Here is a 25,482-nt window from a genome sequence, read left to right on the forward strand (position 1 = left end):
CCGGGCAGGGCTCGACGGTAGCAACGAGCACCGCCGGCGTCGTGAGCCAGACTTTCACGAAGAGCAACCTCGACGGCAAGACAATCAGCGTCAAGGTCTCCGGTAGTAACGCGATCAACCTGACCTTCGGTACGGCTGCGGGTCAGATCTCGACCCTGAACCAGCTCAACGCTGCCCTGGCGCCGGGCAACGCGATGGCGAGCATCGACGGCACGACCGGCGCGCTGAAGATCACCACCACGAACGAGGCAGGCGCGGACAACCTGACCCTGTCGGCGACCGGCGCCGGCAACCCGTTCAGCTCCAGCACCTCAAGCGCGATCATCGGCGGTGACGGTGCGAACACCCGCAACAACCTGGTGAACACCTACAACAACCTGCTCAGCCAGATCGACCAGATGGCGGCGGATTCGGGCTTCAACGGTACGAACCTGCTCGCCGGCGACACCGTCAACGTCAGCTTCAACGAAAAGGGCACCTCCTCGCTGAAGATCGCCGGCACACAGGTCTCGGCCTCGCTGCTCGGCATGACCGCCGTCGGCCAGACCGACTTCCAGGACAGCAACTCGATCAACGATGTGGTCGCGAAGATCAACAGCGCGTCGAGCCAGCTGAAGAACCAGGCCTCGACCCTGGGTGCGAACCTGGCGGTGGTGCAGAACCGGCAGGACTTCACCAAGCAGATGATCAACGTGCTCGATGCGGGCGCGGCGAACCTGACGAATGCGGACCTGAACGAGGAGGCGGCGAACTCGCAGGCTCTCTCGACCCGCAACTCGCTCGGCATCTCGGCCCTGTCGCTCGCCAACCAGTCGCAGCAGGGCATCCTCCAGCTCCTGCGCTGATCGGCACCTGAGCCGCTTCCGCAAGACCAGCCACCGGTCTTGCGGCAAGCCCTACCAAGGGAAGTCCCATCGCGAAGAGTTCCGGCGACGGGACGAAGACCGAGGCGGACGACGCGGTGGTCCGCCAGCACGAGGCCGCCGAAGACCTGAAGGACGATCAAGCGGCCGGGGCGCGAGCCCCGGCCGTTTCTTCGTGCTCAGGCGAGAGCCGCCAACCCCTCAGGCCGCTTCACCTCGATCTCCACGAAGGCGATCGGGTGGTCGGAGCCGTTCTGGACGTCGTGGCGGATGCCGGCCGGGCGGCGGTAGGACTGGCCGTGGGCGAGCGGCACCTCGGTGACATTCGTGCCGTCGTGGATCCGCAGGGTGCCCGCGGTGATCATCACCACGAAGTAGGGCCAGCCGTGCTCGTGCCAGCCGGTGACGGCGCCGGGCGAAAAATCCCAGCGGGTGATGCGGACGGTGTCGTCGTCGTGCTGGACGGTCGGGACCGCGGGAATCGTGCAGGCGAAGGCCATGATCGCAACAATCCTCAGCGGGCGGATTCGAAGCCGGCGAGGACCGCCGTCAGGTTCTCGCCCAGCAGGTCGGAGAGGTAGCCGCCCTCCTGCACCAGCACCGTCGGCAGGCGCAGCGCGGCGAGCGCCGCGCCGATGCGGCGGAAGCCCTCGGTGGTGATGGCGAGGCCGGCGAGCGGATCGTGCTCCGAGGCGTCGAGGCCCAGCGCCACCACCAGCGCCGTCGGGGCGAAGGACCGGATCGTGCGGGTGGCCGTGCCCTCCAGCACCTTCAGGTAATCGTCGTCGCCGGTGCCGAGGGCCAGCGGCAGGTTGAGGTTGGCGCCGATCCCCTCCCCCTCCCCGCGCTCGTGGGCGTAGCCCCAGACGAAGGGGTAGAAGCCGCGCGGGTCGGCGTGGAGCGAGACCGTGAGCACCGAGGGATCGCGGTAGAAGATCCCTTGCGTGCCGTTGCCGTGATGCACGTCGACGTCGAGCACCGCGACCCGGGCGTGGCGCTGGCGCAAATGCGCGGCGGCGACCGCGCTGTTGTTGAAGTAGCAATGGCCCCCGGCCCGGTCGCGATAGGCGTGGTGGCCGGGCGGGCGGCAGAGGGCGTAGGCCGCGTCCTCGCCGTCGAGGACGAGTTGCGCCGCGCTCGCCGCGACATCCGTCGCCGCTGAGGCCGCCGCATAGGTGCCCGGGCCGATCGGGCAGGCGGTGTCGACCGTGTGCCAGCCGAGCCGCCCGACGATGTGGGTCGGGTAGGTCGCGGCGTCCCGCACCGGGTGGATGTTGGCGATCATCTCGGAGCCGTGGTCGGGCAGGGCCTCCCAGGCCTCCCAGGCTTCGGCCATGAAGGCGAGGTAGTCGGGGCTGTGCACCCGGGCCCGGGCGCCGGTGCCGTGGGCCTGCGGCGCCACCACCGTGTGGTTGCCGGCCTTCAGCCCGGCGAGCAGGCGGTCGGCGCGCTCGGGCTGGTCGGCGGCGGGCTTCACCTGGCCGCGGACCAGGAAGAATTTCGGGTCGTGGCTGCGGTGGTCCTCGGAATGGACGGCCTTCATGGGATCTCCAGGGTCAAGAGGCAGGGGTGAGGCTTCGCACCAGCCGGCCGACCTCGCGGCGCGCGACGCCGAGATGGTAGTCGACATGGGCAACGATCCGCTCCGGATGGCCGGCCTCGATGGCCTCCAGCACCGGCTCGTGCGTGCCGGCGATCTCTTCGGGATCGTCGTAGAGCCGGCCGATCAGCCCGATCACGATCCGCAATTCCGAGGCCAGCCCGTCGAACAGGCGCAGCAGGCGGCCGTTGCCGGAGGCCGCGCAGATCAGCCGGTGGAACTCGTAATCGGCCTCGACGATCAGCGCGGGATCGTCGTGCCGGGCGAGGTCCCGCATCAGGGCGAGCTGGCGGCGCAAGCCGTCGCGGATCGCCGGCGTCAAGCGGCGCGCCGCCTCGACCGCGGCGTGGCGCTCGACGCAGAGGCGCAGGTCGTACAGCTCGTCGACGTCCTGGGCGGAGAGCTCGCGCACGAAGAAGCCGCGCCGCGGCGAGGCCTTGAGCAGGCCCTGACTCTCGAGCAGGCGCGCCGCCTCCCGCACCGGCGCCCGGCTGATGCCGAGTTCGCGAGCGACCGCCGCCTCCGCCACCTTGGCGCCGGGAGCGAGCCGCCCCTGCACGATCGCGTCGGTGAGCCGGCGCGCGACCTGGCGCACGAGATCGCTCTCGGCCAGCATCGGCAATCCGACGGGTTGGGACATCGCGCGCATCGCACCTCCGTGCCGCCATTGTGCAATGCGTAGGCGTCGATTGTCGACACTTTCAGCTTGATCGCCGCGCAAGGCCGGGCCAGTCTAGGCACATGCCGGGCGATGTCGTGTTCCGTCCGGCCCCCGCATCCGGTCGCCGGTGCGCGAGTTGTCGCGCCGCGCCGCTCACACACGCGAAGTCGTCGCGGCGCGCTATGCCGCCGATACTCGCCCGCGAGGAGGTCCGATGTCGTCATCCGCTCATCCGCACGCCGACGAGGTGCAGCGCATCCGCGTCGATCTCGCGGCGGCCTACCGGCTGATCCACCGCCTCGGCCTCGACGACAGCATCTACACGCATATCTCGGCGCGGTTGCCGGGGCCGGAGCACCGTTTCCTGATCAATCCTTACGGATTGCGGTTCGAGGAGGTGAAGGCCGGCAATCTCGTCACCGTCGATCTCGAGGGTCGGGTGGTGGACGACCCCTGCGGGCTCGGCATCAACCCGGCGGGCTTCACCATCCACAGCGCCGTCCACGCCGCCCGGGAGGACGCGCTCTGCGTGCTCCACACCCACACGGTCGCGGGCGTCGCAGTGTCGTGCCAGGAGGAGGGGCTGCTGCCGCTCAACCAGTGGTCGATGCAGTTCCACGGCCGTCTCGCCTATCACGACTATGAGGGCATCGCCCTCGACCTCGACGAGCGCGAGCGGCTGGTGGCCGACCTCGGCGACAAGCCGGTGATGGTGCTGCGCAATCACGGCATGCTGACCTGCGGCCGCTCGGTCGCCGAGGCGTTCAAGCTGATGCACAACATCGAGCGCTCGTGCCGGGCGCAGCTCGCGCTGCAGGCCGCCGGCGCCCCGCTGATCCGCCCCCCGGCGGCGGTCGCCAGCAAGACCGCGGGCCAGTACGCCTCGTTCTACGACAAGATGGAGACGGGCCGGCTGCCCGACACCGAGTGGGACGCGTTCAAGCGCATGCTGGACCGCAGCGACCCAGATTACAAAGAATAAAGTGACAAAACACACCCGCTGCCGAGTCGAGCGCGGGATCCCCTCTCCCGTGTGGGAGAGGGGTAGGGGTGAGGGTGACACGCTTCCGAACAAAACGCTGAGCGTGGTGCTCGTAGCGGGACGGCCCCGGTCTTCTGCGGAACCGTATCACCCTCACCCCTAACCCCTCTCCCACACGGGAGAGGGGAACAGTGCTTGCATGTTCGACGCCGCGACAGGGACCCACAAGGACAACCGATGCTCAAGACGATTCTGGCCGGCACCGTGCTCTCCCTGGCGCTCGCCGGCACCGCCCTGGCGCAAGGCACGCCGAAGCCCGGCGGCATCGCCAACGCGGTGATCCAGCCCGAGCCGCCCGGCCTGATGCTGGCGATGGTGCAGAACGGCCCGACCCAGATGGTGGCCGGCAACATCTACGAGGGCCTGCTGCGCTACGACTTCGCCCTCAAGCCCCTGCCCGGCCTCGCCGAGAGCTGGAGCATGAGCGACGACGGCAAGACCTACACCTTCAAGCTCGTCAAGAACGCGACCTGGCACGACGGCAAGCCGTTCACCGCCGACGACGTGGTCTTCTCGGTCGAGCTGCTGCGCCAGACCCATGCCCGCGCCCGCGGCAACCTTACCCGGGTGGCGAGCGTGACGGCGTCCGACCCCCACACGGTGGTGTTCACCCTCTCCGAGCCGTTCGGGCCGTTCCTCGGCATCTTCGAGGTCGGCTCGCTGCCGATGATCCCGAAGCACATCTATGCCGGCACCGACTACAAGACCAACCCGGCCAACAACACGCCGATCGGCACCGGCCCCTACATGTTCAAGGAGTGGAAGAAGGGCTCCTACATCCGGCTGGTGAAGAACCCGAACTATCACGTCGCCGGAAAACCCTACCTCGACGAGATCTACTGGCACGTGATCCCCGACGCCGCCGCCCGGGCGGTGGCGTTCGAGACCGGCAAGGTCGACATCCTGCCCGGCGGCTCGGTCGAGAATTTCGACGTGCCGCGGCTGTCGAAGATCAAGGGCGCCTGCTCGACCACCAAGGGCTGGGAGTTCTTCAGCCCGCATTCCTGGCTCTGGCTCAACAACCGCAAGGGCCCGACCGCCAACAAGGCCTTCCGCCAGGCGGTGTCCTACGCCCTCGACCGGGACTTCGCCCGCGACGTGGTCTGGAACGGCCTCGGCAAGCCGGCCACCGGCCCGTTCTCCTCGACCGTGCGCTACCACGACCCGAAGGCCGCGAAGTATTCCTTCGACACCGCCAAGGCCAAGGCGCTGCTCAAGGAGGCCGGATACAAGGGCGAGACCGTGCGCCTGCTGCCGCTGCCCTACGGCGAGACCTGGCAGCGCTGGGCCGAGGCCGTGAAGCAGAACCTCGAGGATGCTGGCATCAAGGTCGAGCTGGTGGCGACCGACGTCGCCGGCTGGAACCAGAAGACCTCCGAGTGGGACTACGACATCGCCTTCACGTATCTCTACCAATATGGTGATCCGGCGCTCGGGGTCGGGCGCAACTACGTCTCGTCGCAGATCGCCAAGGGCTCGCCGTTCAACAACGTCGAGGGCTACTCGAACCCGAGCGTCGACGAGGCCTTCGCGAAGGGCGCGGTCGCGGTCGGCGATGCCGAGCGCCGGCCGATCTACGAGGCGGTGCAGAAGACCCTGGTCGAGGATGCGCCGATGGCCTGGCTGCTCGAACTGGAGTTCCCGACCATCACCCGCTGCAAGGTCCACGACCTCGTCACCACCGGCATCGGCGTCAACGACGGTTTTCGCGATGCGTGGATCGAGCGCTGACGTCTCCTGGATCGAGCGCTGAAGGGTAACGGCATGGTGGGCTTTCTCGCGCGGCGGGTGGCGAAGGGCGTCGTGGTGCTCCTCGCCATCGTGGTCCTGAATTTCTTCCTGATCCGCCTCGCCCCCGGCGATCCGGCCCTGGTGATGGCCGGCGAGGCGGGGGCCGGCGACGAGGCCTTCATCGCGCAGCTCAGGGAAAAGTTCGCCCTCGACCAGCCGCTGCCGAGCCAGCTCGGCGCGTATCTCGGCAGCATCGTGAAGCTCGACCTCGGCTACTCGGTGCGCCAGCAGATGCCGGTGGCGACGCTGATCGGCGAGCGGCTGCCGGCGACGTTGCTGCTCACCGGCAGCGCCTTCGCGGTCTCGCTCTCGCTCGGCGTGCTGCTGGGATCACTCGCCGCGCGGCGGGCCGGCACGCTCGCCGACACCGCGATCACCGGGCTCGCGCTCCTGTTCTACGCCACGCCGTTGTTCTGGGTGTCGCTGATGGCGATCATCCTGTTCTCGGTCCGGCTCGAATGGCTGCCGAGCTTCGGCTTCGAGACCGTGGGCGCCGGCTATACCGGGATCGCCCGCGCCCTCGACATCGCCCACCACCTCGTGCTGCCGGCCCTCACGCTGGGGCTGTTCTTCATGGCGGTCTACGTGCGGATGACCCGCTCCTCGATGCTCGAGGTCTCGCGGCTCGACTTCGTGAAGACCGCCCGGGCCAAGGGCCTGACCGAGGGGGTGATCCAGCGCCGGCACATCCTGCGCAACGCGCTGCTGCCGGTGGTGACGCTGGCGGGCCTCCAGGCAGGCACCCTGGTCGGCGGCGCGGTGCTCACCGAGACGGTCTTTGCCTGGCCGGGGATCGGGCGCCTGATGTACGAGGCGCTGCTCCAGCGCGACTACAACCTCTTGCTCGGCGTCTTCGTGGTCTCCTCCGCGATGGTGCTGGTCTTCAACCTCGTCACCGACGTGGTCTACCGCGCGGTCGATCCCCGCATCGAGGTGGCGTGATGAGCAATGCCGTTCCCCTGGCCGCCCCGGCTCGGTCGCGCCGCCGCGGGCCGCTCGCCGCCTTCCTGCGCCATCCCGGCGCGGTGCTCGGCCTCGTGATCCTCTGCCTCGTCGTCGCCGCGGCGTTCCTCGCCCCGGTCCTCTACCCGACCTCGCCCTGGCGCATGGTGCAACGGCCCTTCGTGCCGCCCTTCACCCTGGAGCGGGTGCCGCTCGGCACCGACGCGCTCGGGCGCGACATCGCCGCGGGGCTGATGCACGGGGCCGGCGTCTCGCTCATCGTCGGCTTGGTCTCGACGCTCACGGCCCTGCTCATCGGCGTGCCGCTCGGGGCGCTGGCCGGCTATCTCGGCGGCCGGGTCGACGACGCGCTCATGCGTTTCACCGAGCTGTTTCAGACCGTGCCGAGCTTCGCGCTGGCGATCGTGCTCGTGGCGATCCTCCAGCCCTCGCTGTCCTCGATGATCCTCGCCATCGCGCTGGTCAGCTGGCCGCCGGTGACTCGGCTGGTACGCGGCGAGGTGCTCTCCTTGCGCTCGCGCGAATACGTCCAGGCGGCGATCGTGACGGGCCAGACCACCTTCACCATCCTGCGCCGGGAGGTCCTGCCGAACACCCTGTCGCCGATCGTCGTCCTGGCCTCGCTGATGGTGGCGACCGCGATCCTGCTCGAATCCTCGCTCTCCTTCCTCGGCCTCGGCGATCCGAACCGGATGTCCTGGGGCTTCATGGTCGGGGCCGGCCGCACGGTGATCCGGCAGGCCTGGTGGATCACCGCCTTCCCGGGCCTCGTCATCCTGCTCACCGTGCTCGCCCTCAACCTGATCGGCGAGGGGCTGAACGACGCCCTCAACCCGCGCCTGTCCCGGGAGCGCTGACGATGAACGCCGTGAGCGACACCCGTCGGATCGCCGTCGCGGTCCGGAACTTGAGCCTCGCCCTCCCCGAGGGCGGCGACCGGCCGAACGCCGTCGACGGCGTCTCCTTCGATCTCGTCGCCGGCGAGATCCTGTGCCTCGTCGGCGAGTCGGGCTCCGGCAAGTCGATGTGCGCCCACGCCCTGATGGGCCTTCTGCCGAAGGCGGTGCGGCCGGTCTCCGGCACGATCCGCCTCGGCGACACCGACCTCTTGGCACAGGACGATGCCGCCTGGCGCGACACCCGCGGCCGGCGGATCGCGATGATCTTCCAGGAGCCGATGACGGCCCTGAACCCCCTGATGCGGATCGGCGACCAGATGGCCGAGATGTTCGAGGCCCACGGCCAGTTGACGCCGAAGGAGCGCCGCGCCCGCGCGGTGGCGCTCGCCGGCGAGGTCGGGCTGCCGAACCCGGAGCAGATCGTCCGCTCCTATCCCCACCAGCTCTCGGGCGGGCAGCGCCAGCGGGCGATGATCGCGATGGCGCTCGCCCTCGAACCCGCCGTGCTCGTTGCCGACGAGCCGACGACGGCGCTCGACGTCACGACCCAGGCGCAGATCCTGAAGCTGATCCGCGACCTGCAGCGGCGGCGCAACATGGCGGTCCTGTTCATCACCCACGATTTCGGCGTGGTGGCGGAGATCGCCGACCGGGTGCTGGTGCTGCGCCACGGACGGGTGGTGGAGGAAGGATCGGCCAATGCCGTGCTCGGCCGGCCGCAGGCGCCCTACACCCGCACGCTGCTCGCCGCCGTGCCGACCATGGACCCGCCGGCCCGCCCTCCCCTCTCGGGGCCGAAGGCGGTCGAGGTCGTGGGCCTGCAGAAGACCTACGTCACCGGCGGCGGGCTGTGGAAGCCCAAGCGCCGCACTGCCGCGGCGCGGGACGTGGCCTTCACGCTCCACCGCGGCGAGACGCTCGGCCTCGTCGGCGAATCGGGCTCGGGCAAGTCGTCGGTCGCGCGCCTCGTCATGCGGCTGATCGAGCCCGATTCCGGCCGCGTGCGCCTCGGCGACACCGACCTGACGGGGCTCAAGGGCGAGGCCCTGCGCCAGGCCCGCAGCCGGATCCAGATGGTGTTTCAGGACCCCTTCGCCTCGCTCAACCCGCGCCGCAGCGTCGGGCGCATCATCGCCGACGGGCCGGTGGCGCACGGGGTGCCCCTCGTGGAAGCGATGGAGCGGGCGCGCCGCCTCCTCGCCCTCGTCGGCCTCGACGAGAAGGCGCTGGAGCGCTTCCCCCACGAATTCTCCGGCGGCCAGCGCCAGCGCATCGGCATCGCCCGGGCGCTCGCGCTCGAACCCGAGGTTCTGGTCGCCGACGAGGCGGTCTCGGCCCTCGACGTCTCGGTCCAGGCCCAGGTGCTGGCGCTGCTTGAGGATCTGAAGGCACGGCTCGGCCTGTCGATGCTGTTCATCACTCACGACCTGCGGGTGGCGGCGCAGATCTGCGACCGGATCGCCGTGATGCGCCAGGGCGAGATCGTGGAACTGAAGACCGCGAGCGCGCTCTTCGCCAACCCCGAGCACCCCTATACCCGCGCGCTGCTCGACGCGGTGCCGGGCCGGGTGCGGCAGGCGGCGTGATGATGGACCGTCTGCCCTGCGTGCTGCTCAGCGCCACCACCGACATCCGCGGGCTGTACGGCGACGCGCTCGAGGCCATCGCCGACCGGGTCGAGATCCTCGACCATCCGGCAGAGAACCCCGAGCGGGTACGCCTGGCGCTGGGCTGGCGCCCGCCCGCCGACGCGCTGGCGCGCTACCCCAACCTCGCGGCCCTGTGCTCGATCGCGGCGGGCGTCGACAACCTGCTCGCCTGCCCCGGCCGCCCGCCCGACCTGCCGGTGGTGCGGGTGGTTGACCCCGATCAGGCGCGGGCGATGTCGGGATTCGTGCTCTGGCACGTCATCGGCCACCAGCGCCGCTTCGATGCTTACGCGGCGAACCAGCGCGACCGGGTCTGGCGCCGCTTGTGCCCGCGGGACGCGAGTGCCGTGCCGGTCGGGCTCCTCGGCTACGGCAAGATCGGCCGGCGGGTCGCGGCGGATCTGGCCGCCCTCGGCTTCCCGGTGCGGGCCTGGAGCCGCAGCCCGCAGAGCCCGGATCCCGGCGTCACCCACCATCACGGGTCGGACGGGCTCGCGGCGATGCTCGGCGCGAGCGAGATCCTGGTGAACCTGCTACCGCTGACGCCGGAGACGCGCGGCATCCTCGACGCCCGCCTGTTTTCCCGCCTGCGACCGGGCGGCTTCCTGATCCAGGTCGGCCGCGGCGAGCATCTGGTCGAGGCCGATCTCCTCGCCGCCCTCGCCTCCGGCCACCTCGCCGGCGCCGCCCTCGACGTGTTCGCGACCGAGCCGCTGCCGCCCGCGCACCCGTTCTGGGACAATCCGGCGATCCGCGTCACCCCGCACGAGGCCTGCGACGCGAGCCCCCAGGCCGTCGCCCGCACCCTGCTCGCCGCCGCCGAGGCGGTGCGGGAGGGACGGGTGCCGCCGGATACGGTGAATGCGGCGCGGGGGTACTGACGGTCGCCGGCGCGCGGATTGCCGCGCGTCTTCCGTTGCGGTAGTAATGAGGACATGGACCGGGACGGGACCCGGCAGGAGGGCGAGCCATGGCAATGATCCATGCCCGCCCCGTCCTCTGACGGGGCAACGACGCGAGGATCCCCGCATGCGCGGCGGACCGGCGTTCTGACGCAGCGAGGCGGCTCGTCCGCTCGCTGAAGCTCGTCTCAAGGTCGCTTCGGCGACTCCGGAATCCACATCCCTCATGGGCAAGTCCCTCATCGCCACGCGCGCCCCCGGCGTTCGCGTGGTCGCCTCCGCCTCGACCTGGATCGAGGGCGAGGCCCTGCGCCAGCTCGACGAGACCGGCGCGCTCCCCGGCATGCGCGAGACCGTCGGCATGCCGGACCTCCATCCCGGCAAGAACGGCCCGGTCGGCGCGGCCTTCCTGTCGGAGGGCCTGATCCGGCCGACCCTGGTCGGCTCCGACATCGGCTGCGGCATGGCGCTCTGGCAGACCGACCTGTCCCGGCGCCGGGCCGATCCCGGAAAAATCGCCGCCCGGCTCGACGGGCTCGACGCGCCGTGGGACGGCGACACCGCCGGCTGGCTCAGGCAGCGCGGCGTCGCGGCCACTGCCTACGACGCCTCCCTCGGCACGGTCGGCCACGGCAACCACTTCCTGGAGGTGCAGGCGGTCGCCGAGATCCGCGATCCCGACGCGGCGGCGCGGATCGGGCTCGATCCCGCCCGCCTCGCCCTGCTGGTCCATACCGGCAGCCGGGGCCTCGGCGAGTCGATCCTGCGGGCCCATACCGAGCGGCACGGCGCCCTGGGCCTCCAGGCCGACGCGCCGGAGGGCGAGGCCTACCTCGCCGCCCACGACGCGGCGGTCGCCTGGGCCCGGGCCAACCGCGACCTCGTCGCCCACCGGGCGCTCATGGCGCTCGGGGCCGAGGGGCAGTGCCTCCTCGACCTTTGCCACAACGGCGTCACGCCGGTGGAGGCCGGCGGCTGCCGCTGCCATCTCCACCGCAAGGGCGCGGCCCCGGCCGATCGCGGACCGGTGGTGGTGCCCGGCTCGCGGGGCGACGTGAGCGTCCTCGTCGAGCCGGTCCCGGACCGGGCCGACACCCTGTGGTCGCTCGCCCACGGCGCCGGTCGCAAGCTCGGGCGGCACGAGGCGAAAGCCAAGCTCAAGGGCCGCCTGCGCCGGGAGGACCTGGCCCGCAACCCCTATGGCGGCGTGGTCGTCTGCGGCGACGAGCGGCTGCTGTGGGAGGAGGCGGCACCGGCCTACAAGCCGGCATCCTCTGTCGTCGGCGACCTGGAGGCGGCCGGGCTGGTGCGGGTGGTCGCGATCCTGCACCCGCTCGTCACCTTCAAGTGCTCGCTCGATCCGGACGGCCCGGCCCGGGCCGACAAGCAGGCCCGCCTGCGCGAGCGCCGCGGTGCCCGCGCGGCGAAATATGGGGAGCGCTGAGGATGGTCCTCTTGCAGCTCAGCGCCGGCCGCGGGCCCGGCGAATGCCGGCTCGGCGTGGCCGGCCTCTGCGACGTGCTGGTGCGGGAGGCCGCGGCGTCCGGCCTCTCCGCCACGGTCGTGGAGACGGCGCCGGGCAGGCCCGGCCTGCTCTCCGCCCTCGTCCGCCTCGACGGCGACGCGGAGCGCGCCGAACCCCTGGCCCGGTCCTGGGAGGGCACGGTCCGGTGGACCTGCCCGAGCCCGCTGCGGCCCGGGCACGGGCGCAAGAACTGGTTCGTCTCCGTCGCCCGGGTGGTGCCGCCGCGGATCGAGGATCTGGGCATCCGGGAGGCCGACCTGCGCTGGGAGACCTTTCGCGCGTCGGGCGCCGGCGGCCAGCACGTCAACACCACCGACAGCGCCGTGCGGCTGCACCACCGGCCGAGCGGTCTCGCGATCACCTGCGACACCGAGCGCAGCCAGCACCGCAACCGGGCGCTGGCCCTCGCGCGGCTCGGGCTCGCGCTCCGGGCGCGGGCGGAGGCCCGGGCGCAGGACAGCGTGCAGGCGCGCTGGGCCCTGACCGTCGCGGTCGCGGATCGGGGCGGGAGCGCGGTGCGCGCCTATGCGGGGCCGGATTTCGCGCGGGTGCGATGATCGCCGCGGCCGGCCTGCACGGCCACGCTACCCATCGTTAACCATTCGGCGCGCAGAGTCCCGGTGGCTGGGTTGACACGCCGCAGCGATATTTCGGGCGGGTGGCTTCGTTTCGCTGAGTTGCGGGGATAAGCTTCGCCATGGCGCTCCAGCCGAAGGGGGGATGGACATGCTCGGGACAGTGACGGCCTTCCTGGCAATCCTGATGGTTCTGGCCCTGCGCAACATCGCCAAGGCGGCGCTGCTGCCGGTCTATGCCGTGCGCGACATCCATCGCGGGCGCTACGTCCGCGGGCTGGTGCTGCTCTCCTGCTCGGGGCTGGCCGCCTGGTCGATCTGGGCGATGACCCACACGGCCCGGAGCAAGCCCGCCCCGGTGGCGGCGGTGATGTATACCGGCTGATCGCCGGACCGCTTCAAGGCTACCTGCCAGCCGCGAGGCTTCCTCGCGGCTGTCCTGCACGGCATCTGACGCAGTGCGGCATCGGCGCTGGCGCTTCGCGCTGGCGTTCGGCGGCGTTCGGGCCCATATCCACGCCTGCGTCGCGCGCCCGCCCCTCCGAGGCGGGCCCCCGACCGGGCGCCCGAAGGACCGCCATCACCTGATCGATCCTCCCCCTCGCGGCGCGGGCCGCACCGCAGCGTGGCTCTCGGGCCGCGCTTTCACGCCGTGTGCTCCGCCGCCAAGAAGAGCCAACGACCATGCTGCGTTCGAAGCAGAAGCCGAAGGTGCAGGATACGGGCTTCGTCCTGTTCGACGTCTACTATGAGGACGGCTCGCGCCGCTCCAACCGCCGGGTGCCCCGCACCGCCACCCTGGAGCACGACGTCGACGGCGCCGTCCGCCAGGTGATCGAGGAGCAGGACCGCGACATCGCGGAGAAATCCGGCCGCCCGCCGCTCGCCATCACCAAGATCGTGCGCTCGGCCGACTGAGCGATCCGCTCCACGAACCGGTGCCGGCCACGGGAGCCGGCACCCGCTTCACAGCCCCTGCCGCGTCGCGCCGGCCCTCGCGGCGGAGGGCTTCGAGAGAGCGCGGTGGAGCCGCTTCAGGCCCGCATCGTCCCGCGCGCACAGGTCGTGGCGCGTCATCGCGTCGAGGTCACGCTGGACGTGATCCCGGGTGGCGGGTGAGCTGGCGAAGGCTGCCCCGACGAGCCACGGCGTGCTCAACACGATCGCCAGACAAATTCTGAACCGTCCGCTCACGCTGTCCTCCGTGCCGCACGCTCGCAGCGTCGCGCACGGACGTGAAGGTTCGCCTAAAGGCATGGCCGCCGGCACTCTGGCCGAACTCCGTATCCGCCGACAGTCCATGAATCCAACACCGACGCTGCGGACACTCATTGTGAAAGTGTCACGTTGATTGGAACGGTTGTTGCAAGCTCAAGTTGAAGCGTCCGGCGATACGCCGCAATGGTTTTGCCATCATTGCGAGATGAATGAGAGCGGTACCGTGACGGAGAGAACACCGTGAGGGCCACCGAATCTTTCATCGCTGCGCTGGCGATCATGCTTTGTGCGCTATCGCCGTCTTACTCAGATACCCGCAATGGAAAGCAGATTTTTTTGAAGCGCTGCGCAATATGTCATGGCGAAGACATCAAGGGCACAGGGCCTTTAGCCAACAAAAGCCATCCGCCAACACCGGATCTGACGACGCCCGAGTTCGAGAGGCGATTGATCGCTTATCCCGGCGTTATCGTATCGTCTGTAATCCTGCGCCCGAATGGCGATCTGATTCCGAAAACCTTGCGGGAGAACGGCGTCAGTTTACCTCCCTTCGCATGGACGGTGAAGGATTTTCGCGATTTGAATGAGTATATGATCAACGTTATTTCAAAAACTAAGTGAACGTGCTGTCTTTGGTGCTTCGCCGGACATGACCCTCGTGCCTGCAGCATCACCCGATTATATTAAAAAACGGCACACGACACTGGCATAAAGCTGAGATTCGATACGACTCAGGATCGGGAGCGGCCGAGATTCATTGGGGAGACACTCCGCTTCCGCTCCTCCCCTTTCCCGGATGTCCTTCCACTTCGTTTCAATGGTCCGGGAAAGGGGAGGCAGCGGAAGCGAATTGGCTGAGCGGGGAACTCAGTCCCGCCGAACCTTCGCCATATACCAGCACTGGCGTCAGGCCCGGAGCACCGCGTAGACATCGCCGGAATTCGCCGCCATCGGCAGCGCCATGAGATGCGCCGCCATCTGGTCCCGGCCGACGAGGCGCCCGAAGGTCAGGGCCTGGCTCTCGCCGAGCGCGACGTCGAACCCGTAAGCGCCCAGTGCCGCGAGCCGGTCGAGGCAGCGGAGCGCAGTGTTCCGCGCGATGGTGGTGAACTCGAAGGACAGGGCGGGGAGCGGAACCGAGAGCCCCGCCAGCACCCTGTCCTCGAACCCCTCGACGTCGATCTTCACGAAGGCCGGTCGGCCGTGCTCGGCCACCAGCCGGTCGAGGGTGGTGGCCAGCACCGTGATCCGCCGGTCCCAGACCTGCCCTTCCCAGCCCGGCGCGCCCTCCGCCCCCGCGACGAAATCGGCGGAGACCGAGGAGACGGTGGGATTGGCCGAATTCAGATGGAACACGACCTCGCCGGGCGCGTCGCCCACCGCCGCCGCGACCAGCGTCACGTCCGGGTCGCGGCCGTGGAGCAGGCGCAAGGCCCGCGCCGGCCCGGGCTGCGGCTCCAGGGCCACGACCCGGGCACCGAGGCGGCGGAAGGCCGCCACCCGATCACCGACATGGGCGCCGACGTCGAAGACCAGGTCGCCCGGGCGCACGAAGCGGCGGTAGAGGGCGTCCATGGCGGCGTGGGGCGCGGCCTTCCCGCGATAGAGCCGCAGCGAGCGGCCGATCGCGGCGGCGGTGCCTGTCGGGCGGGTCATCGGGAGCTCCGGATTCTCATCCGGAGCCGTATCAGTAGATCGCCGGCTCGGGCACCGGGGCGCCGTACTCGGTGCGCAGGAAGTCGAAGTCGCAGCCCTCGTCCGCCTGCTGGATGTGGCGGGAGAACATTACGCCGTAGCCGCGCTCGTAGCGGGGCACCGGCGGGGTCCAGGCAGCGCGGCGGCTTTCCAGCTCTTCGTCCGACACCTCCATGCGGATCGACCGCGCCTCGACGTCGACGCTGACGATGTCGCCGGTGCGCAGCAGCGCCAGCGGCCCGCCGATGAAGGATTCGGGCGCGACGTGGAGCACGCAGGCGCCGTAGCTGGTGCCGCTCATCCGCGCGTCCGACAGGCGCAGCATGTCGCGGTGCCCCTCCTTCAGCAGCTTCTTCGGCATCGGCAGCATGCCCCATTCGGGCATGCCGGGCCCCCCCTGCGGCCCGGCATTGCGCAGCACCAGAACGTGGTCGGCGGTCACGTCGAGGTTCTCGTCGTCGATCGCCGCCTTGAGCGAGGGGTAATCGTCGAAGACCAGCGCCGGGCCGGAATGCTTGAGGAAGCGCTGGTCCATCGCCGCCGGCTTGATGACGCAGCCGCTCGGGGCGAGGTTGCCCTTCAGCACCGCGAGCGAGCCCTGGCCGTAGACCGGGTTCGACAGCGGCCGGATCACGTCGGCATTGTAGACCTTCGCGCCCTCGATCTCCTCGCCGAGGGTCTGGCCGCTCACCGTCAGGCAATCGAGATGCAGGTGCTCGCGGATCTCGTTCATCAGCGCGCGGATGCCGCCGGCGTAATAAAAGTCCTCCATCAGGTAGGCATTGCCGCTGGGGCGGACGTTGCCGATCACCGGCACTTGGCGGCTGTAGCGCTCGAAATCGTCGAGGCCGATGGCGTGGCCGGCCCGGCGCGCCATGGCGATCAGGTGGATGATGGCGTTGGTCGAGCAGCCCATCGCCATCGCGACCGCGATGGCGTTCTCGTAGGCCGCGCGGGTCTGGATCCGCTGCGGCGTCAGGTCCTCCCACACCATGTCGACGATGCGCCGGCCAGATTCCGAGCAGAGCCGGATGTGCCCGGCATCAGCCGCAGGGATCGACGAGCCGCCGGGCAGCACCATGCCGACGGCTTCCGCGATCGCCGTCATGGTCGAGGCGGTGCCCATGGTCATGCAGGTGCCGTAGGAGCGGGCGATGCCGCCCTCGATCCCGAGCCAGTCCTGGTCGGTGATCTTGCCGGCGCGCAATTCGTCCCAGTACTTCCAGCTGTCGGAGCCCGAGCCCAGCACCTTGCCCTGCCAGTTGCCGCGCAGCATCGGCCCCGCCGGGATGTAGATCGTCGGCAGGTTCATGCTGGTGGCGCCGAGCAGCAGGCCCGGGGTGGACTTGTCGCAGCCGCCCATCAGCACCGCGCCGTCGACCGGGTGCGAGCGCAGCAGCTCCTCGGCCTCCATCGCCAGCATGTTGCGGTAGAGCATGGTGGTCGGCTTGACGAAGCTCTCGGAGACCGAGATCGCCGGCAATTCGACCGGGAAGCCCCCCGCCATCAGGATGCCGCGCTTCACGTCGTCGACGCGGTGCTTGAAATGGGCGTGGCAGGGTTGGAGGTCGGACCAGGTGTTGAGGATCGCGATGACCGGCTTCCCGGTCCATTCCTCGGGCGTGTAGCCCATCTGCATCGCCCGCGAGCGATGCCCGAAGGAGCGCAAATCCGCCGGGCCGAACCAGCGCGCGGAGCGCAAGGAGGCGGGCTCGCGGCGCACGACCTGCGGGCCGTCCGGAATGCTGCCGGGCTCGAGTTCGGGCGGGGTGAGCGGGTCGCGGGCCATGGTGAAAACTCCTCGTACAGGTCAGGGGCGTCGCGCGGCGTTGCGTCGGCGCGTCAAGTCCCCGGAAGATCGTGAGCGACCGGAAGGTAGAAGTCGGTCCAGGCCTTCGGCATCGTCTTGATGGTGCCGATCCGGTGCAGGTGCCGGGCGATCGTCATGGTGCCTTGCGGCGCGGCGATGAAGTCGAGCATGTGGGGCAGCCGGAGCAGGGCGAGAAGCTCGTCGGCCGGCGTCTTGTCCCGGTTGACCTCGCGATAGATCTCGATCGCCGCCGGCGTATCGGCCTTGATGAAGGCGATCGCCTCCTGCGTCGCGGCCTTCAGGGCCTCGACCAGAGCCGGGTTGGCTTGCGCGAAGCGGGTCGTGGTGAAGAACTGCGCCTGGGCGAGCGGCCCGCCGACCACGTCGGTGGAGGACAGGATGACCCGGGCGCCCGGCACGGTCTTGAGCTCGATCTGGTCGTAGGGCGGGGCGGAGAAGTGCGTCCTCACCTCGTGCTGCGGGTTGGCGAGCGCCACCGCGCCGTCGGGCGGGCTCATCTGCACCGTGTAGGGATCGAGCCGCGCCCAGTTCTCCGGCCCGAAGGCCTGGGCCGCCGCCATCTGCAGCACGACCGCATGGGTCGAGACCCGCACGGTCGGCACCGCGATCTTGTCGCCCGGCCCGAAATCGGCGAGCCCCTTGATCCGGGGATCGCGGGTGATGAGGAGCAGCGGCTGGCCGGCGGTGCCGACGATGCCCTTCACCCCGCCCTTCGTGCGGTCCCACAGCAGCAGCAGGTTGCCGATGCCGCTATTGACGATGTCGACCCCGCCGGCGAGGAGCGCGTCGGTCTGCGCGCCGCCGCCGCCGAAATTGACCCAGTTCACCTTGAGGTCCGGCACCCCGAGCCGCGCCGCATGCGCCTCGATCAGGCGGCGCTTCTCGATGACATGGGTCACCATGTAGATCAGGCCGTAGGCCCGCGAGACCGAGATCTCGCTCTTGCCCTGCGCCCTCGCGACGGCGGGGCTCAGGAGGGCGGCGGCGAGGCCCGCCGCGACGCTGCGTCTGGACGGTGTCATCGACGTGCCTCTCCCGCGTTCGTCAGTGCTGCAAGCCCCATTTCTGCACCGTCCGCCGCTCCAGCGTGCGGAAGATCAGGTTCTCGACCACGAGGCCGATGATGATCACGGTCAGCAGTCCCGCGAAGACGGCCGGGATGTCGAGGAGGTTGCGGTTCTCGAAGATGAACCAGCCCAAGCCCCCCGCCCCCGACGACACGCCGAAGACCAGCTCCGCCGCGATGAGCGTGCGCCAGGCGAAGGCCCAGCCGATCTTGAGACCCGTCAGGATGCTCGGAAACGCCGCCGGGATCAGGATCTTGGTGACGTACGGGATCCCCTTCAGGCCGTAATTGCGCCCGACCATCCGCAGCGTGTTCGAGACGCCGCGGAAGCCCGAATGGGTGTTGAGCGCCACCGCCCACAGGACCGAGTGGATCAGCACGAAGACCAGGCTGCCGTTGCCGAGGCCGAACCAGATCAGCGCCAGCGGCAGCAGCGCGATGGCCGGCAGCGGGTTGAACATCGCCGTCATCGTCTCGAGGAAGTCGGTGCCGATGCGGGTCGAGATCGCCACCATGGTCAGCGTCGCGGCGAGCAGGATGCCGGCGGCGTAGCCCATCAGCAGCACCTTGATCGACGTGAAGGCGCGGTTTGGGATCGTGCCGTCGAGGGTCTGCTGCCACAGCGTCGTGACGGTGTCGGAGAAGGTTGGGAACAGGAGCGGGTTGTCGAGGAAGCGGGCGTAGATCTCCCAGATCAGCGCCAGCACGATGATGATCGCGGTCTTGCGGACGAAGCCGCTGTTCCACAGGATCTCGGCGGTGCCGAGCTGGCGCTCGACCGCGCCGTCGGCGGCGGGGGCCGCATCGCTCATGATGATGCGGGCCGGCATGGTGGCGCTCATGGCTTGTGCCTCCTCTCGGGCGCGGCAATCAATGGTGATGGGCGGGCTCGTCGGTGAACAGCAGATCGTGGATCTGCTGCTCGAGCTGGCCGGCGCTGCCGTCATGCGCCGAGACCTTGTCGACGTCGCGCACCTCGGCCTTGACCCGGCCCGGATGGGGCGAGAGCAGGAGGATGCGGTTGCCGATCTTGATCGCCTCGGCGATCGAGTGGGTGACGAAGAGCACCGTGAACTTCGTCTCCTCCCACAGCTGCAGGAGCTCGTCCTGGCAGGTGCGCCGGGTGAGCGCGTCGAGCGCCGCGAAGGGCTCGTCCATCAGGAGGATGTCGGGCTCCATCGCCATGCCGCGGGCGATGGCGACGCGCTGCTTCATGCCGCCCGACAGGGTGTGGGGGTAGCTGTCGATGGCGCGGGTCAGGCTGACCTTCTCGATATAGGCCCGCGCCCGCTCCTCCGCCTCGCGGCGGGGCATCTTTCGGGCGTTGAGGAGCGGGAACATCACGTTCTCCAGCACCGTCTTCCAGGGCAGGAGCTGGTCGAATTCCTGGAAGACCATCATCCGGTCGGCGCCGGGCTCCTTGACCACCCGGTCCTTGATGCGGATCTCGCCCTCGGTCGGATGCATGTAGCCGCCCACCGCCTTGAGCAGGGTGGACTTGCCGCAGCCGGACGGCCCGAGCAGCACGAAGCGGTCGGAGGTGTCGACCTTGAAGCTGACGCGCTCGGTCGCGGTGACGAGCACGTTGGGGGTCTTGTAGCGCAAGGTGACGCCGCGGACGTCGAGGAGCGCGGTCATGATGGCGTGTCCCTTCTCGGCGAGGTCGCGTCAGTTGCCGCTCAGGTCGTGGGCGACCGGCAGGTAGTAATCGGTCCAGGCCTTCGGCTTGTTGCGCAGGGTGCCGATCCGGCCGAGATGCTCGGCGAAGCGCATCGTGCCTTGCGGCTGGAGGTTGAACTCCATCATGCCGGGCTCACCCAGGTAACTGAGAAGGTCCTCGACGCTGGTCTTGTCGCCGGTCACCTCGCGGTAGATCTCGACGGCCTTGCGCGTGTCCTGGCGAATCAGGGCCTGCGCCTCCTCCGAGGCGGCCCGCACCGCCTGGATGATCTTCGGGTTGGCGTCGGCGAACTTGGTGGTGGTGAAGAACTGCCCTTGAGTCAGCGGCCCGCCGATGATGTCGGGCGAGCGGGCGACGATGTGGGCGCCGGGTACGGTGCGCAGCTCGACGTATTGGAACGGCGGCGCGGCGAAGTGGGTCTTGATCTCGTGGGTGGGGTTGGCGAGCGCGATCGCCGCGTCCGGATGCCCGAGCTGCACCGTGTTCGCGTCGAGCCGGCCGGACTGGTCGGCGCCCCACAACTCGCCCGCCGCCATCTGCAGCAGGATCGCCTGCGTCGAGACCTTGACGGTCGGCACCGCGATCTTGTCGCCGGGAGCGATATCCTTGATCGTCTTGATCTTCGGATCGCGGCTGACGAGCAGCAGCGGCAGCGCCGAAGTGGCGACGATGCCCTTCACCCCGCCCCGGGTGCGGTCCCAGAGCAGCAGCAGGTTGCCGGTGCCGGTATTGACGATGTCGACCCCGCCGGCGAGCAGCGCGTCGGTCTGGCTGCCGCCGCCCGAGAAGGTGATCCACTTCGTCTTCACGCCCGGCACGCCGAGTTTCTCGGCGTGCTTCTCGATCAGCCCCTGCTTCTCGATGATGTGGGTCGGCAGGTAGATGATGCCGGGCTGGCGCGTGATCGCGATCTCGCTCTTCTGCTGCGCGGCGGCCGGGCCGAATCCGGCGAGCAGCGCAGTGGCGGCGAGGAGGCCCGCCGCGAAGGTGCGGCGCGCGGGCGAGTGGATCATGAGCGTTCTCCCGGGGCCGCTTCAGGGCGGCGCGTGCCGGCCGCTGTGTTTCTGAATCGTCGGCCTGACCCCCTCACTAAAATGGTAATGCATTAGTATGTCAACCGGGAACGGGCCGTGCTAGGCTGTCCCCCGGGGCCGCCCCGGTGGTCCCGTGCCGTTGTTAGAGTTCGATCGCCATGAACGCCGTCTTCGCCGGTGCGCAGCGTCTGCGCGACCGCTCGCGCCACGCCGCCCCGCAGGTCTTCGATCTCATCCGCGAGAAGATCGTCGCGCTCGATCTCGCGCCCGGCACGGTGCTGTCGCGGCCCGAATTGCAGGCGAGCTTCGGCTTGAGCGCCACCCCGATCCGCGACGCGCTGCTGCGCCTGCAGGAGGAGGGCCTGGTCGATATCTTCCCGCAATCGGCGACGGTGGTGAGCCGCATCGACCTCGCGGCGGCCCGCCAGGCGCAGTTCCTGCGCCGCGCCGTCGAGCAGGAGGTGGTGCGCACCCTGGCGCTCGCGCCCGACCGGGCGCTCGTCGCACGGCTCCAGGCCTTCGTGACCGAGCAGGGGATCTTTGCGGAGCAGGGCGACTTCGCCCGCCTGTCGGCCAGCGACGAGGCCTTCCACCGCGCCCTGTGCGAGGCGGCGGACGTGCCCGACCTGTGGGACCTGATCCGCCGCCGCAGCGGCCACATCGACCGCCTGCGCCGCCTGCACCTGCCGGTCGAGGGCAAGGCGCAGCAGATCGTGGCCGATCACCGGCGGATCGTGGCGGCTCTGGCCGAGGGTGCCGCAGAGGCGGCGCAGGAGGCTCTTCGGAGCCACCTCTCGAAGTCGATCGCGCTCGGCGACGAGATCCGGGCGCGGTGGCCGGCGTATTTCGCGTGACGCTCTCAACCTCCCCACCCTTTCCCGGACGAGTGTAGCGAAGCGGAAGGAGATCCGGGAACCAGGGGGGAGAAGTGCCGCGAAGCGGCTCTATCTTTGCCTCGTTGCAGCCGGGCAGACGCTTCGCGACTTTTTATGCTGGATCCCGGATCTCCTTCCGCTGACGCTGCAGTCGTCCGGGAAAGGGCCAGCCTTGTTCTGATACCGAAAGCTATCCCCGCCCCACCACCGTCCGGATCGCGAAACTCGACTGGATCCGCGCCACACCGGGCAGGCGCGACAGCACCTCCTTGTGCAGGCGCTCGTAATCGCCCGCATCCGAGACCTCGATCCGCATCAGGTAATCGGATAGGCCGGTCATCAGGTAGCAGTCGCGCACCTCCGGGCAGCGGCGCACCGCGGCCTCGAAGCGGTTGAGCGATTCCTCGGTCTGCCGCTCCAGGGTGATCTGGGTCAGCACCACCATGTGGTGCTCGCGCTCGTCCGCCTCGATCAGGGCGGTGTAGCCGCGGATCGTGCCGTTGGATTCGAGCAGCCGCAGGCGGCGCAGGCAGGCCGAGGGCGACAGGCCGACCTTGGCGGCGAGATCCGCGTTGCTGATGCGTCCGTCGTCGCGCAGGACGCGCAGGATGCGCGCGTCGATCTCGTCCCGCCCGGCCACCGCGCAATCTCCTGTCGTTGCGTCGCAGAATGATGCGTGTCGTAGCATAATCTCGCACACCATGCGCCGATCCGGCGGGAAATTCGGCGATCCTTGCGCGACACTCTCCCCATCGACCAGGCGCCGGGTCGGGCACCGAGAGACTCAAGGCGCAACGAGAAGGTTTTGCGGCGATGCGCGTTCTGATCCTCGGCGGCGGCGTGGTCGGCGTCACCTCGGCCTACTACCTCGCCAAGGCCGGTCACGAGGTCACGGTGCTCGATCGCCAGCCGGGTGCCGGCCTCGAGACCAGCTTCGCCAATGCCGGCCAGGTCTCGCCCGGCTACTCGGCGCCCTGGGCCGCTCCCGGCATCCCCGTCAAGGCGATGAAGTGGCTGATGATGCGCCACCGGCCGCTGGTGCTGTGGCCGAGCCTGGAGCCGAAGCTCTATGGCTGGCTCGCCCAGATGCTGGCGAACTGCACCGAGGACGCGTACCGCCGCAACAAGGGCCGGATGGTGCGGCTCGCCGAGTACAGCCGCGACGTGCTGCGCGACCTGCGCACCGAGACCGGAATCGCCTACGATCACCGCGAGAAGGGCACGCTCCAGCTCTTCCGCACCCAGAAGCAGCTCGACCATGTCGGCGACGATACCGGCGTGCTCGACGAGTACGGCGTGCCCTACGAGGTGCTGGACCCGGCGGGCTGCATCGCGGCCGAGCCGGCGCTCGCCCGGGTCGCCGGCACCTTCGTCGGCGGCCTGCGGCTCCCCGGCGACGAGACCGGCGACGCACATCTCTTCACGCAGCGCCTCGCCGCGATCTGCGAGCGCATGGGCGTGACGATCCGGTATGGTGCGACCATCACGTCCTTGCGCCAGGAGGGCGGCCGTATCGCCGGCGTGGGCCTCGCCGGCGGCGAGGTGCTGACGGCCGACACGTATGTCGCCGCCATGGGCAGCTACACCCCGGCGATGCTGAAGCCGCTCGGCATCGCGCTGCCGGTCTATCCGGTGAAGGGCTACTCCCTGACCCTGCCGATCACGAACGCCGAGGCCGCCCCGGTCTCGACCGTGATGGACGAGACCTTCAAGGTGGCGATCACCCGGCTCGGCGACCGCATCCGCGTCGGCGGCACGGCGGAGCTCGCCGGCTTCAGCCAGGCGCTGCGCGGCCCGCGCCGGGCGACGCTCGAGCGCTCGGTCCTCGACCTCTTCCCGCAGGGCGGCGACGTCGCGCAGGCGAAGTTCTGGACCGGCCTGCGCCCGATGACCCCGGACGGCACCCCGATCGTCGGCGCGACCGCGTATTCCAACCTCTACACCAATACCGGCCACGGCACCCTCGGCTGGACCATGGCCTGCGGCTCAGGGAGGCTGCTCGCCGACCTGATCGGCGGCCGGGCGCCGGAGATCGCGCATGGGGATCTCGCGGAGTCGCGCTACGCCAAGGCGGCGTGAGGCGTTCCGCTCTCGCAGACAGTCACTGACATCCTCCGCGTCGTCCCCGGGGCCGCGGAGCGGAGCCCGGGATCCAGAGCCGCAGGTTTCTCAGACGAAGGCGGAACGGTCTCCGCAGGGTTCTGAACCATCCGCGGTTCTGGATCCCGGGCTCCGCTCGCGCGGCCCCGGGATGACCCTGTGGAGCGGGACGGCGAGCACTCCTTCTGCAATCGTCGCAACGCGCCTCGCGACAACGGCCCTCCCCGCGCTAGATCCATGCCCCGAGCGGAGAATCGGGGCGCATGACGTGGGTCGCAGGGGTGGACGGGTGCCCGGGCGGCTGGGTCGCGGTCTTCGGCCCGCGCGACGGTGGCCCCGACACCCTCCGCGCCCGCGTCCTGCCGAACCTCGCAGCCGTCTGCGACGCGCCGGAGGCGCCCGCGATCGTGGCGGTCGACATTCCGATCGGCCTGCCCGACCGGGTCGGGCCGGGCGGCCGCGCGGCGGAGGTGCTGGTTCGTGCCCTCCTCGGGCCCCGGCGCGCCTCGGTCTTCCCGACCTCGGCTCGCAGCGTCGTCTTCGCGCCCGACTACACGGCGGCCATCGCCCTGTCGCGCCGGCCCGAGACCCAGCCCTTCGCCCCCTCCCCGCCCGCCAACGCGATCTTTCCCCGCATCCGCGAGGCGGACGGCCTGCTGCGGGCGCGGCCGGAACTGCAATCCAGGGTCTACGAGGTGCATCCGGAACTCGCCTTCCTGGGCCTCAACGGCGGCGTCCCGCTCCCTGAACCGAAGCGCAAGCCCGCCGGCGCGGCCCTGCGGCGCGACCTCCTGGCGCGAGCCGGCCTGCCGGCCGATCTCGCGGCCCCGCGCGGCGCCAAGCCCGACGACCTTCTCGACGCGCTGGCGGCGTTCGCCGTCGCGCGGGCCATCGCCAACGGGCGCGGGGTGCCGTATCCCGATCCGCCGGAGCGCGACGCCCACGGCCTGCCGGCCGCGATCTGGACGCTTCCCCTCAGCGAGGCACCCGCATGACCGACTTGCCGACCCGCGACATCGCCCGCGCCCTGGTGCTCGACCCGGCGGGCCGGCTCCTGCTGATCGCCTACGAGGCCTCCCGCGACGTCGATCCGGGCCGGCCGGGGGACCGGACCTTCTGGTTCATGCCCGGCGGCGGAATCGAGCCCGGCGAGACGCCCGAAGAGGCTTGCCGGCGCGAGCTGGAGGAGGAGATCGGCGTCAAGGACGTAGCCCTCGGGCCCCAGGTCGCCCGCTGCGACGGGCCGTTCACGCTGTTCAACAAGTCGCGCTTCGCCCGCGAGCGCTACTTCGTGGTCCGGCTGCCCGACGATCGAGTGGATACCAGCCGGCTCGCCGAGACCGAAGACAACCCGGTCTACGGCACCCGCTGGTGGCCCCTCGACGAGCTTGCCGCGACACACGAGCGGGTCGAGCCGCAGGGGCTCGCGGACTTGGCGAAGCGCCTCGTTGCCGGCGAGACGCCGGAGGTGGTGACGTTGTCGTGGGGGCCGGGCGCAGCGTAAGCCGGTTT

General features: G+C 70.0%; 28 protein-coding genes. 17 read left to right on the forward strand and 11 right to left on the reverse strand.

The annotated features are described in order from the left end of the window. The coding region (locus ABZT49_RS08325; RefSeq protein ID WP_355285276.1) for a flagellin at positions 1 to 845 on the forward strand (845 nt) is incomplete at its 5' end. Between the two features lie 197 nt (positions 846 to 1,042). Here the strand turns inward: ABZT49_RS08325 and ABZT49_RS08330 are convergent. The 3 genes from ABZT49_RS08330 to ABZT49_RS08340 are packed head-to-tail and all read right to left on the reverse strand — an operon-like array spanning position 1,043 to position 3,103. Beyond that, entirely contained in the window at positions 1,043 to 1,363 is a 321-nt protein-coding gene (locus tag ABZT49_RS08330) for a cupin domain-containing protein (protein WP_355285278.1), read from the reverse strand. Between the two features lie 14 nt (positions 1,364 to 1,377). After that, entirely contained in the window at positions 1,378 to 2,406 is a 1,029-nt protein-coding gene (locus ABZT49_RS08335) for a histone deacetylase family protein (protein ID WP_355285280.1), read from the reverse strand. A gap of 13 nt (positions 2,407 to 2,419) precedes the next feature. Continuing rightward, entirely contained in the window at positions 2,420 to 3,103 is a 684-nt protein-coding gene (locus ABZT49_RS08340) for a GntR family transcriptional regulator (RefSeq protein ID WP_355285281.1), read from the reverse strand. Between the two features lie 235 nt (positions 3,104 to 3,338). On the opposite strand from ABZT49_RS08340, the gene ABZT49_RS08345 reads away from it, so the two are divergent. The 10 genes from ABZT49_RS08345 to ABZT49_RS08390 all read left to right on the forward strand — a co-directional run bounded on the left by ABZT49_RS08345 (position 3,339) and on the right by ABZT49_RS08390 (position 13,388). Then, on the forward strand, positions 3,339 to 4,106 hold the full coding sequence (locus ABZT49_RS08345) for a class II aldolase/adducin family protein (RefSeq protein WP_355285282.1): 768 nt from the start codon (positions 3,339 to 3,341) through the stop codon (positions 4,104 to 4,106). 237 nt (positions 4,107 to 4,343) lie between these two features. Further along, positions 4,344 to 5,897, forward strand: coding sequence for an ABC transporter substrate-binding protein (locus tag ABZT49_RS08350; RefSeq protein ID WP_355285283.1), 1,554 nt, complete (start codon positions 4,344 to 4,346; stop codon positions 5,895 to 5,897). A gap of 33 nt (positions 5,898 to 5,930) precedes the next feature. Beyond that, positions 5,931 to 6,899 carry an ABC transporter permease gene (locus ABZT49_RS08355; RefSeq protein ID WP_355285284.1) on the forward strand — a complete coding sequence of 323 codons (969 nt, stop codon included), beginning with the start codon at positions 5,931 to 5,933 and terminating at the stop codon, positions 6,897 to 6,899. Beyond that, positions 6,899 to 7,777 (forward strand): ABC transporter permease, encoded by an 879-nt coding sequence (locus tag ABZT49_RS08360; protein WP_355285285.1) that lies wholly within the window; start codon positions 6,899 to 6,901, stop codon positions 7,775 to 7,777. Before ABZT49_RS08355 ends, ABZT49_RS08360 begins: the two co-directional genes overlap by 1 nt. A 2-nt stretch (positions 7,778 to 7,779) precedes the next feature. Further along, the gene (locus ABZT49_RS08365) at positions 7,780 to 9,405 is read left to right on the forward strand and encodes an ABC transporter ATP-binding protein (RefSeq protein ID WP_355285287.1); all 1,626 of its coding nucleotides are present in this window, start codon (positions 7,780 to 7,782) and stop codon (positions 9,403 to 9,405) included. Next, on the forward strand, positions 9,405 to 10,349 hold the full coding sequence (locus tag ABZT49_RS08370; protein ID WP_355285289.1) for a glyoxylate/hydroxypyruvate reductase A: 945 nt from the start codon (positions 9,405 to 9,407) through the stop codon (positions 10,347 to 10,349). Before ABZT49_RS08365 ends, ABZT49_RS08370 begins: the two co-directional genes overlap by 1 nt. 247 nt (positions 10,350 to 10,596) lie before the next feature. Further along, on the forward strand, positions 10,597 to 11,814 hold the full coding sequence (locus tag ABZT49_RS08375; protein ID WP_355285290.1) for an RNA ligase RtcB family protein: 1,218 nt from the start codon (positions 10,597 to 10,599) through the stop codon (positions 11,812 to 11,814). A gap of 2 nt (positions 11,815 to 11,816) precedes the next feature. Then, positions 11,817 to 12,452, forward strand: a complete 636-nt coding sequence (gene prfH, locus ABZT49_RS08380) for a peptide chain release factor H (RefSeq protein WP_355285292.1) — start codon at positions 11,817 to 11,819, stop codon at positions 12,450 to 12,452. A 169-nt stretch (positions 12,453 to 12,621) separates the two neighbouring features. After that, entirely contained in the window at positions 12,622 to 12,855 is a 234-nt protein-coding gene (locus ABZT49_RS08385) for a hypothetical protein (RefSeq protein ID WP_355285294.1), read from the forward strand. Between the two features lie 299 nt (positions 12,856 to 13,154). Then, a complete protein-coding gene (locus ABZT49_RS08390) occupies positions 13,155 to 13,388 on the forward strand; it encodes a hypothetical protein (RefSeq protein ID WP_355285295.1) in 234 nt (77 codons plus the stop codon). A gap of 48 nt (positions 13,389 to 13,436) precedes the next feature. Here ABZT49_RS08390 and ABZT49_RS08395 read toward each other — a convergent pair whose 3' ends face one another. After that, positions 13,437 to 13,628 (reverse strand): hypothetical protein, encoded by a 192-nt coding sequence (locus tag ABZT49_RS08395; protein WP_355285297.1) that lies wholly within the window; start codon positions 13,626 to 13,628, stop codon positions 13,437 to 13,439. On the opposite strand from ABZT49_RS08395, the gene ABZT49_RS08400 reads away from it, so the two are divergent. Together ABZT49_RS08400 and ABZT49_RS08405 are read left to right on the forward strand one after the other, a co-directional pair. Beyond that, positions 13,621 to 13,821 (forward strand): hypothetical protein, encoded by a 201-nt coding sequence (locus ABZT49_RS08400; RefSeq protein ID WP_355285298.1) that lies wholly within the window; start codon positions 13,621 to 13,623, stop codon positions 13,819 to 13,821. The two genes, ABZT49_RS08395 and ABZT49_RS08400, sit on opposite strands and share 8 nt — an antisense overlap. A 107-nt stretch (positions 13,822 to 13,928) precedes the next feature. Beyond that, positions 13,929 to 14,309 carry a c-type cytochrome gene (locus tag ABZT49_RS08405; RefSeq protein WP_355285300.1) on the forward strand — a complete coding sequence of 127 codons (381 nt, stop codon included), beginning with the start codon at positions 13,929 to 13,931 and terminating at the stop codon, positions 14,307 to 14,309. Between the two features lie 285 nt (positions 14,310 to 14,594). On the opposite strand, the gene ABZT49_RS08410 is transcribed toward ABZT49_RS08405, so the two are convergent. The 6 genes from ABZT49_RS08410 to ABZT49_RS08435 are packed head-to-tail and all read right to left on the reverse strand — an operon-like array spanning position 14,595 to position 20,974. Continuing rightward, positions 14,595 to 15,344, reverse strand: a complete 750-nt coding sequence (locus ABZT49_RS08410) for an FkbM family methyltransferase (RefSeq protein WP_355285302.1) — start codon at positions 15,342 to 15,344, stop codon at positions 14,595 to 14,597. 31 nt (positions 15,345 to 15,375) lie between these two features. Beyond that, positions 15,376 to 17,172 carry an L-arabinonate dehydratase gene (araD, locus tag ABZT49_RS08415; RefSeq protein WP_355285304.1) on the reverse strand — a complete coding sequence of 599 codons (1,797 nt, stop codon included), beginning with the start codon at positions 17,170 to 17,172 and terminating at the stop codon, positions 15,376 to 15,378. Between the two features lie 53 nt (positions 17,173 to 17,225). Next, entirely contained in the window at positions 17,226 to 18,236 is a 1,011-nt protein-coding gene (locus ABZT49_RS08420) for an ABC transporter substrate-binding protein (protein WP_355285306.1), read from the reverse strand. Between the two features lie 22 nt (positions 18,237 to 18,258). Further along, entirely contained in the window at positions 18,259 to 19,122 is an 864-nt protein-coding gene (locus tag ABZT49_RS08425) for an ABC transporter permease (RefSeq protein ID WP_210188460.1), read from the reverse strand. A gap of 28 nt (positions 19,123 to 19,150) precedes the next feature. Further along, positions 19,151 to 19,918 carry an ABC transporter ATP-binding protein gene (locus ABZT49_RS08430; protein ID WP_093570219.1) on the reverse strand — a complete coding sequence of 256 codons (768 nt, stop codon included), beginning with the start codon at positions 19,916 to 19,918 and terminating at the stop codon, positions 19,151 to 19,153. Positions 19,919 to 19,948: 30 nt separating this feature from the next. Then, positions 19,949 to 20,974, reverse strand: a complete 1,026-nt coding sequence (locus ABZT49_RS08435; protein ID WP_355285308.1) for an ABC transporter substrate-binding protein — start codon at positions 20,972 to 20,974, stop codon at positions 19,949 to 19,951. A gap of 179 nt (positions 20,975 to 21,153) precedes the next feature. Here ABZT49_RS08435 and ABZT49_RS08440 point away from each other — a divergent pair, with 179 nt between their 5' ends. Further along, positions 21,154 to 21,849 carry a GntR family transcriptional regulator gene (locus ABZT49_RS08440; protein WP_355285310.1) on the forward strand — a complete coding sequence of 232 codons (696 nt, stop codon included), beginning with the start codon at positions 21,154 to 21,156 and terminating at the stop codon, positions 21,847 to 21,849. A gap of 211 nt (positions 21,850 to 22,060) precedes the next feature. Here the strand turns inward: ABZT49_RS08440 and ABZT49_RS08445 are convergent, their stop codons facing one another. Then, on the reverse strand, positions 22,061 to 22,558 hold the full coding sequence (locus ABZT49_RS08445) for an Lrp/AsnC family transcriptional regulator (RefSeq protein ID WP_407943462.1): 498 nt from the start codon (positions 22,556 to 22,558) through the stop codon (positions 22,061 to 22,063). A 125-nt stretch (positions 22,559 to 22,683) separates the two neighbouring features. Here ABZT49_RS08445 and ABZT49_RS08450 point away from each other — a divergent pair, with 125 nt between their 5' ends. The 3 genes from ABZT49_RS08450 to ABZT49_RS08460 all read left to right on the forward strand — a co-directional run bounded on the left by ABZT49_RS08450 (position 22,684) and on the right by ABZT49_RS08460 (position 25,474). After that, positions 22,684 to 23,949, forward strand: a complete 1,266-nt coding sequence (locus tag ABZT49_RS08450) for a D-amino acid dehydrogenase (RefSeq protein ID WP_355285312.1) — start codon at positions 22,684 to 22,686, stop codon at positions 23,947 to 23,949. Positions 23,950 to 24,233: 284 nt separating this feature from the next. Next, positions 24,234 to 24,965, forward strand: a complete 732-nt coding sequence (locus ABZT49_RS08455; protein WP_355285314.1) for a DUF429 domain-containing protein — start codon at positions 24,234 to 24,236, stop codon at positions 24,963 to 24,965. Continuing rightward, positions 24,962 to 25,474, forward strand: coding sequence for an NUDIX domain-containing protein (locus ABZT49_RS08460; RefSeq protein WP_355285316.1), 513 nt, complete (start codon positions 24,962 to 24,964; stop codon positions 25,472 to 25,474). Before ABZT49_RS08455 ends, ABZT49_RS08460 begins: the two co-directional genes overlap by 4 nt. The last annotated feature ends 8 nt before the right edge of the window (positions 25,475 to 25,482 follow it).

It is taken from the genome of Methylobacterium sp. EM32 (assembly GCF_040593685.1).
GTDB lineage: Bacteria > Pseudomonadota > Alphaproteobacteria > Rhizobiales > Beijerinckiaceae > Methylobacterium.

Coding starts and splice junctions, on each gene's coding strand:
- ABZT49_RS08360 (WP_355285285.1), top strand. CDS start 6,899: ATGAGCAATGCCGTTCCCCTGGCCGCCCCGGCTCGGTCGCGCCGCCGC.
- ABZT49_RS08440 (WP_355285310.1), top strand. CDS start 21,154: ATGAACGCCGTCTTCGCCGGTGCGCAGCGTCTGCGCGACCGCTCGCGC.
- ABZT49_RS08340 (WP_355285281.1), bottom strand. CDS start 3,103: ATGTCCCAACCCGTCGGATTGCCGATGCTGGCCGAGAGCGATCTCGTG.
- ABZT49_RS08435 (WP_355285308.1), bottom strand. CDS start 20,974: ATGATCCACTCGCCCGCGCGCCGCACCTTCGCGGCGGGCCTCCTCGCC.
- ABZT49_RS08365 (WP_355285287.1), top strand. CDS start 7,780: ATGAACGCCGTGAGCGACACCCGTCGGATCGCCGTCGCGGTCCGGAAC.
- ABZT49_RS08450 (WP_355285312.1), top strand. CDS start 22,684: ATGCGCGTTCTGATCCTCGGCGGCGGCGTGGTCGGCGTCACCTCGGCC.
- ABZT49_RS08430 (WP_093570219.1), bottom strand. CDS start 19,918: ATGACCGCGCTCCTCGACGTCCGCGGCGTCACCTTGCGCTACAAGACC.
- araD (WP_355285304.1), bottom strand. CDS start 17,172: ATGGCCCGCGACCCGCTCACCCCGCCCGAACTCGAGCCCGGCAGCATT.
- ABZT49_RS08370 (WP_355285289.1), top strand. CDS start 9,405: ATGATGGACCGTCTGCCCTGCGTGCTGCTCAGCGCCACCACCGACATC.
- ABZT49_RS08350 (WP_355285283.1), top strand. CDS start 4,344: ATGCTCAAGACGATTCTGGCCGGCACCGTGCTCTCCCTGGCGCTCGCC.
- ABZT49_RS08455 (WP_355285314.1), top strand. CDS start 24,234: ATGACGTGGGTCGCAGGGGTGGACGGGTGCCCGGGCGGCTGGGTCGCG.
- ABZT49_RS08425 (WP_210188460.1), bottom strand. CDS start 19,122: ATGAGCGCCACCATGCCGGCCCGCATCATCATGAGCGATGCGGCCCCC.
- ABZT49_RS08410 (WP_355285302.1), bottom strand. CDS start 15,344: ATGACCCGCCCGACAGGCACCGCCGCCGCGATCGGCCGCTCGCTGCGG.
- ABZT49_RS08335 (WP_355285280.1), bottom strand. CDS start 2,406: ATGAAGGCCGTCCATTCCGAGGACCACCGCAGCCACGACCCGAAATTC.
- ABZT49_RS08390 (WP_355285295.1), top strand. CDS start 13,155: ATGCTGCGTTCGAAGCAGAAGCCGAAGGTGCAGGATACGGGCTTCGTC.
- ABZT49_RS08375 (WP_355285290.1), top strand. CDS start 10,597: ATGGGCAAGTCCCTCATCGCCACGCGCGCCCCCGGCGTTCGCGTGGTC.
- ABZT49_RS08355 (WP_355285284.1), top strand. CDS start 5,931: ATGGTGGGCTTTCTCGCGCGGCGGGTGGCGAAGGGCGTCGTGGTGCTC.
- prfH (WP_355285292.1), top strand. CDS start 11,817: ATGGTCCTCTTGCAGCTCAGCGCCGGCCGCGGGCCCGGCGAATGCCGG.
- ABZT49_RS08345 (WP_355285282.1), top strand. CDS start 3,339: ATGTCGTCATCCGCTCATCCGCACGCCGACGAGGTGCAGCGCATCCGC.
- ABZT49_RS08330 (WP_355285278.1), bottom strand. CDS start 1,363: ATGGCCTTCGCCTGCACGATTCCCGCGGTCCCGACCGTCCAGCACGAC.
- ABZT49_RS08445 (WP_407943462.1), bottom strand. CDS start 22,558: ATGCTACGACACGCATCATTCTGCGACGCAACGACAGGAGATTGCGCG.
- ABZT49_RS08385 (WP_355285294.1), top strand. CDS start 12,622: ATGCTCGGGACAGTGACGGCCTTCCTGGCAATCCTGATGGTTCTGGCC.
- ABZT49_RS08460 (WP_355285316.1), top strand. CDS start 24,962: ATGACCGACTTGCCGACCCGCGACATCGCCCGCGCCCTGGTGCTCGAC.
- ABZT49_RS08420 (WP_355285306.1), bottom strand. CDS start 18,236: ATGACACCGTCCAGACGCAGCGTCGCGGCGGGCCTCGCCGCCGCCCTC.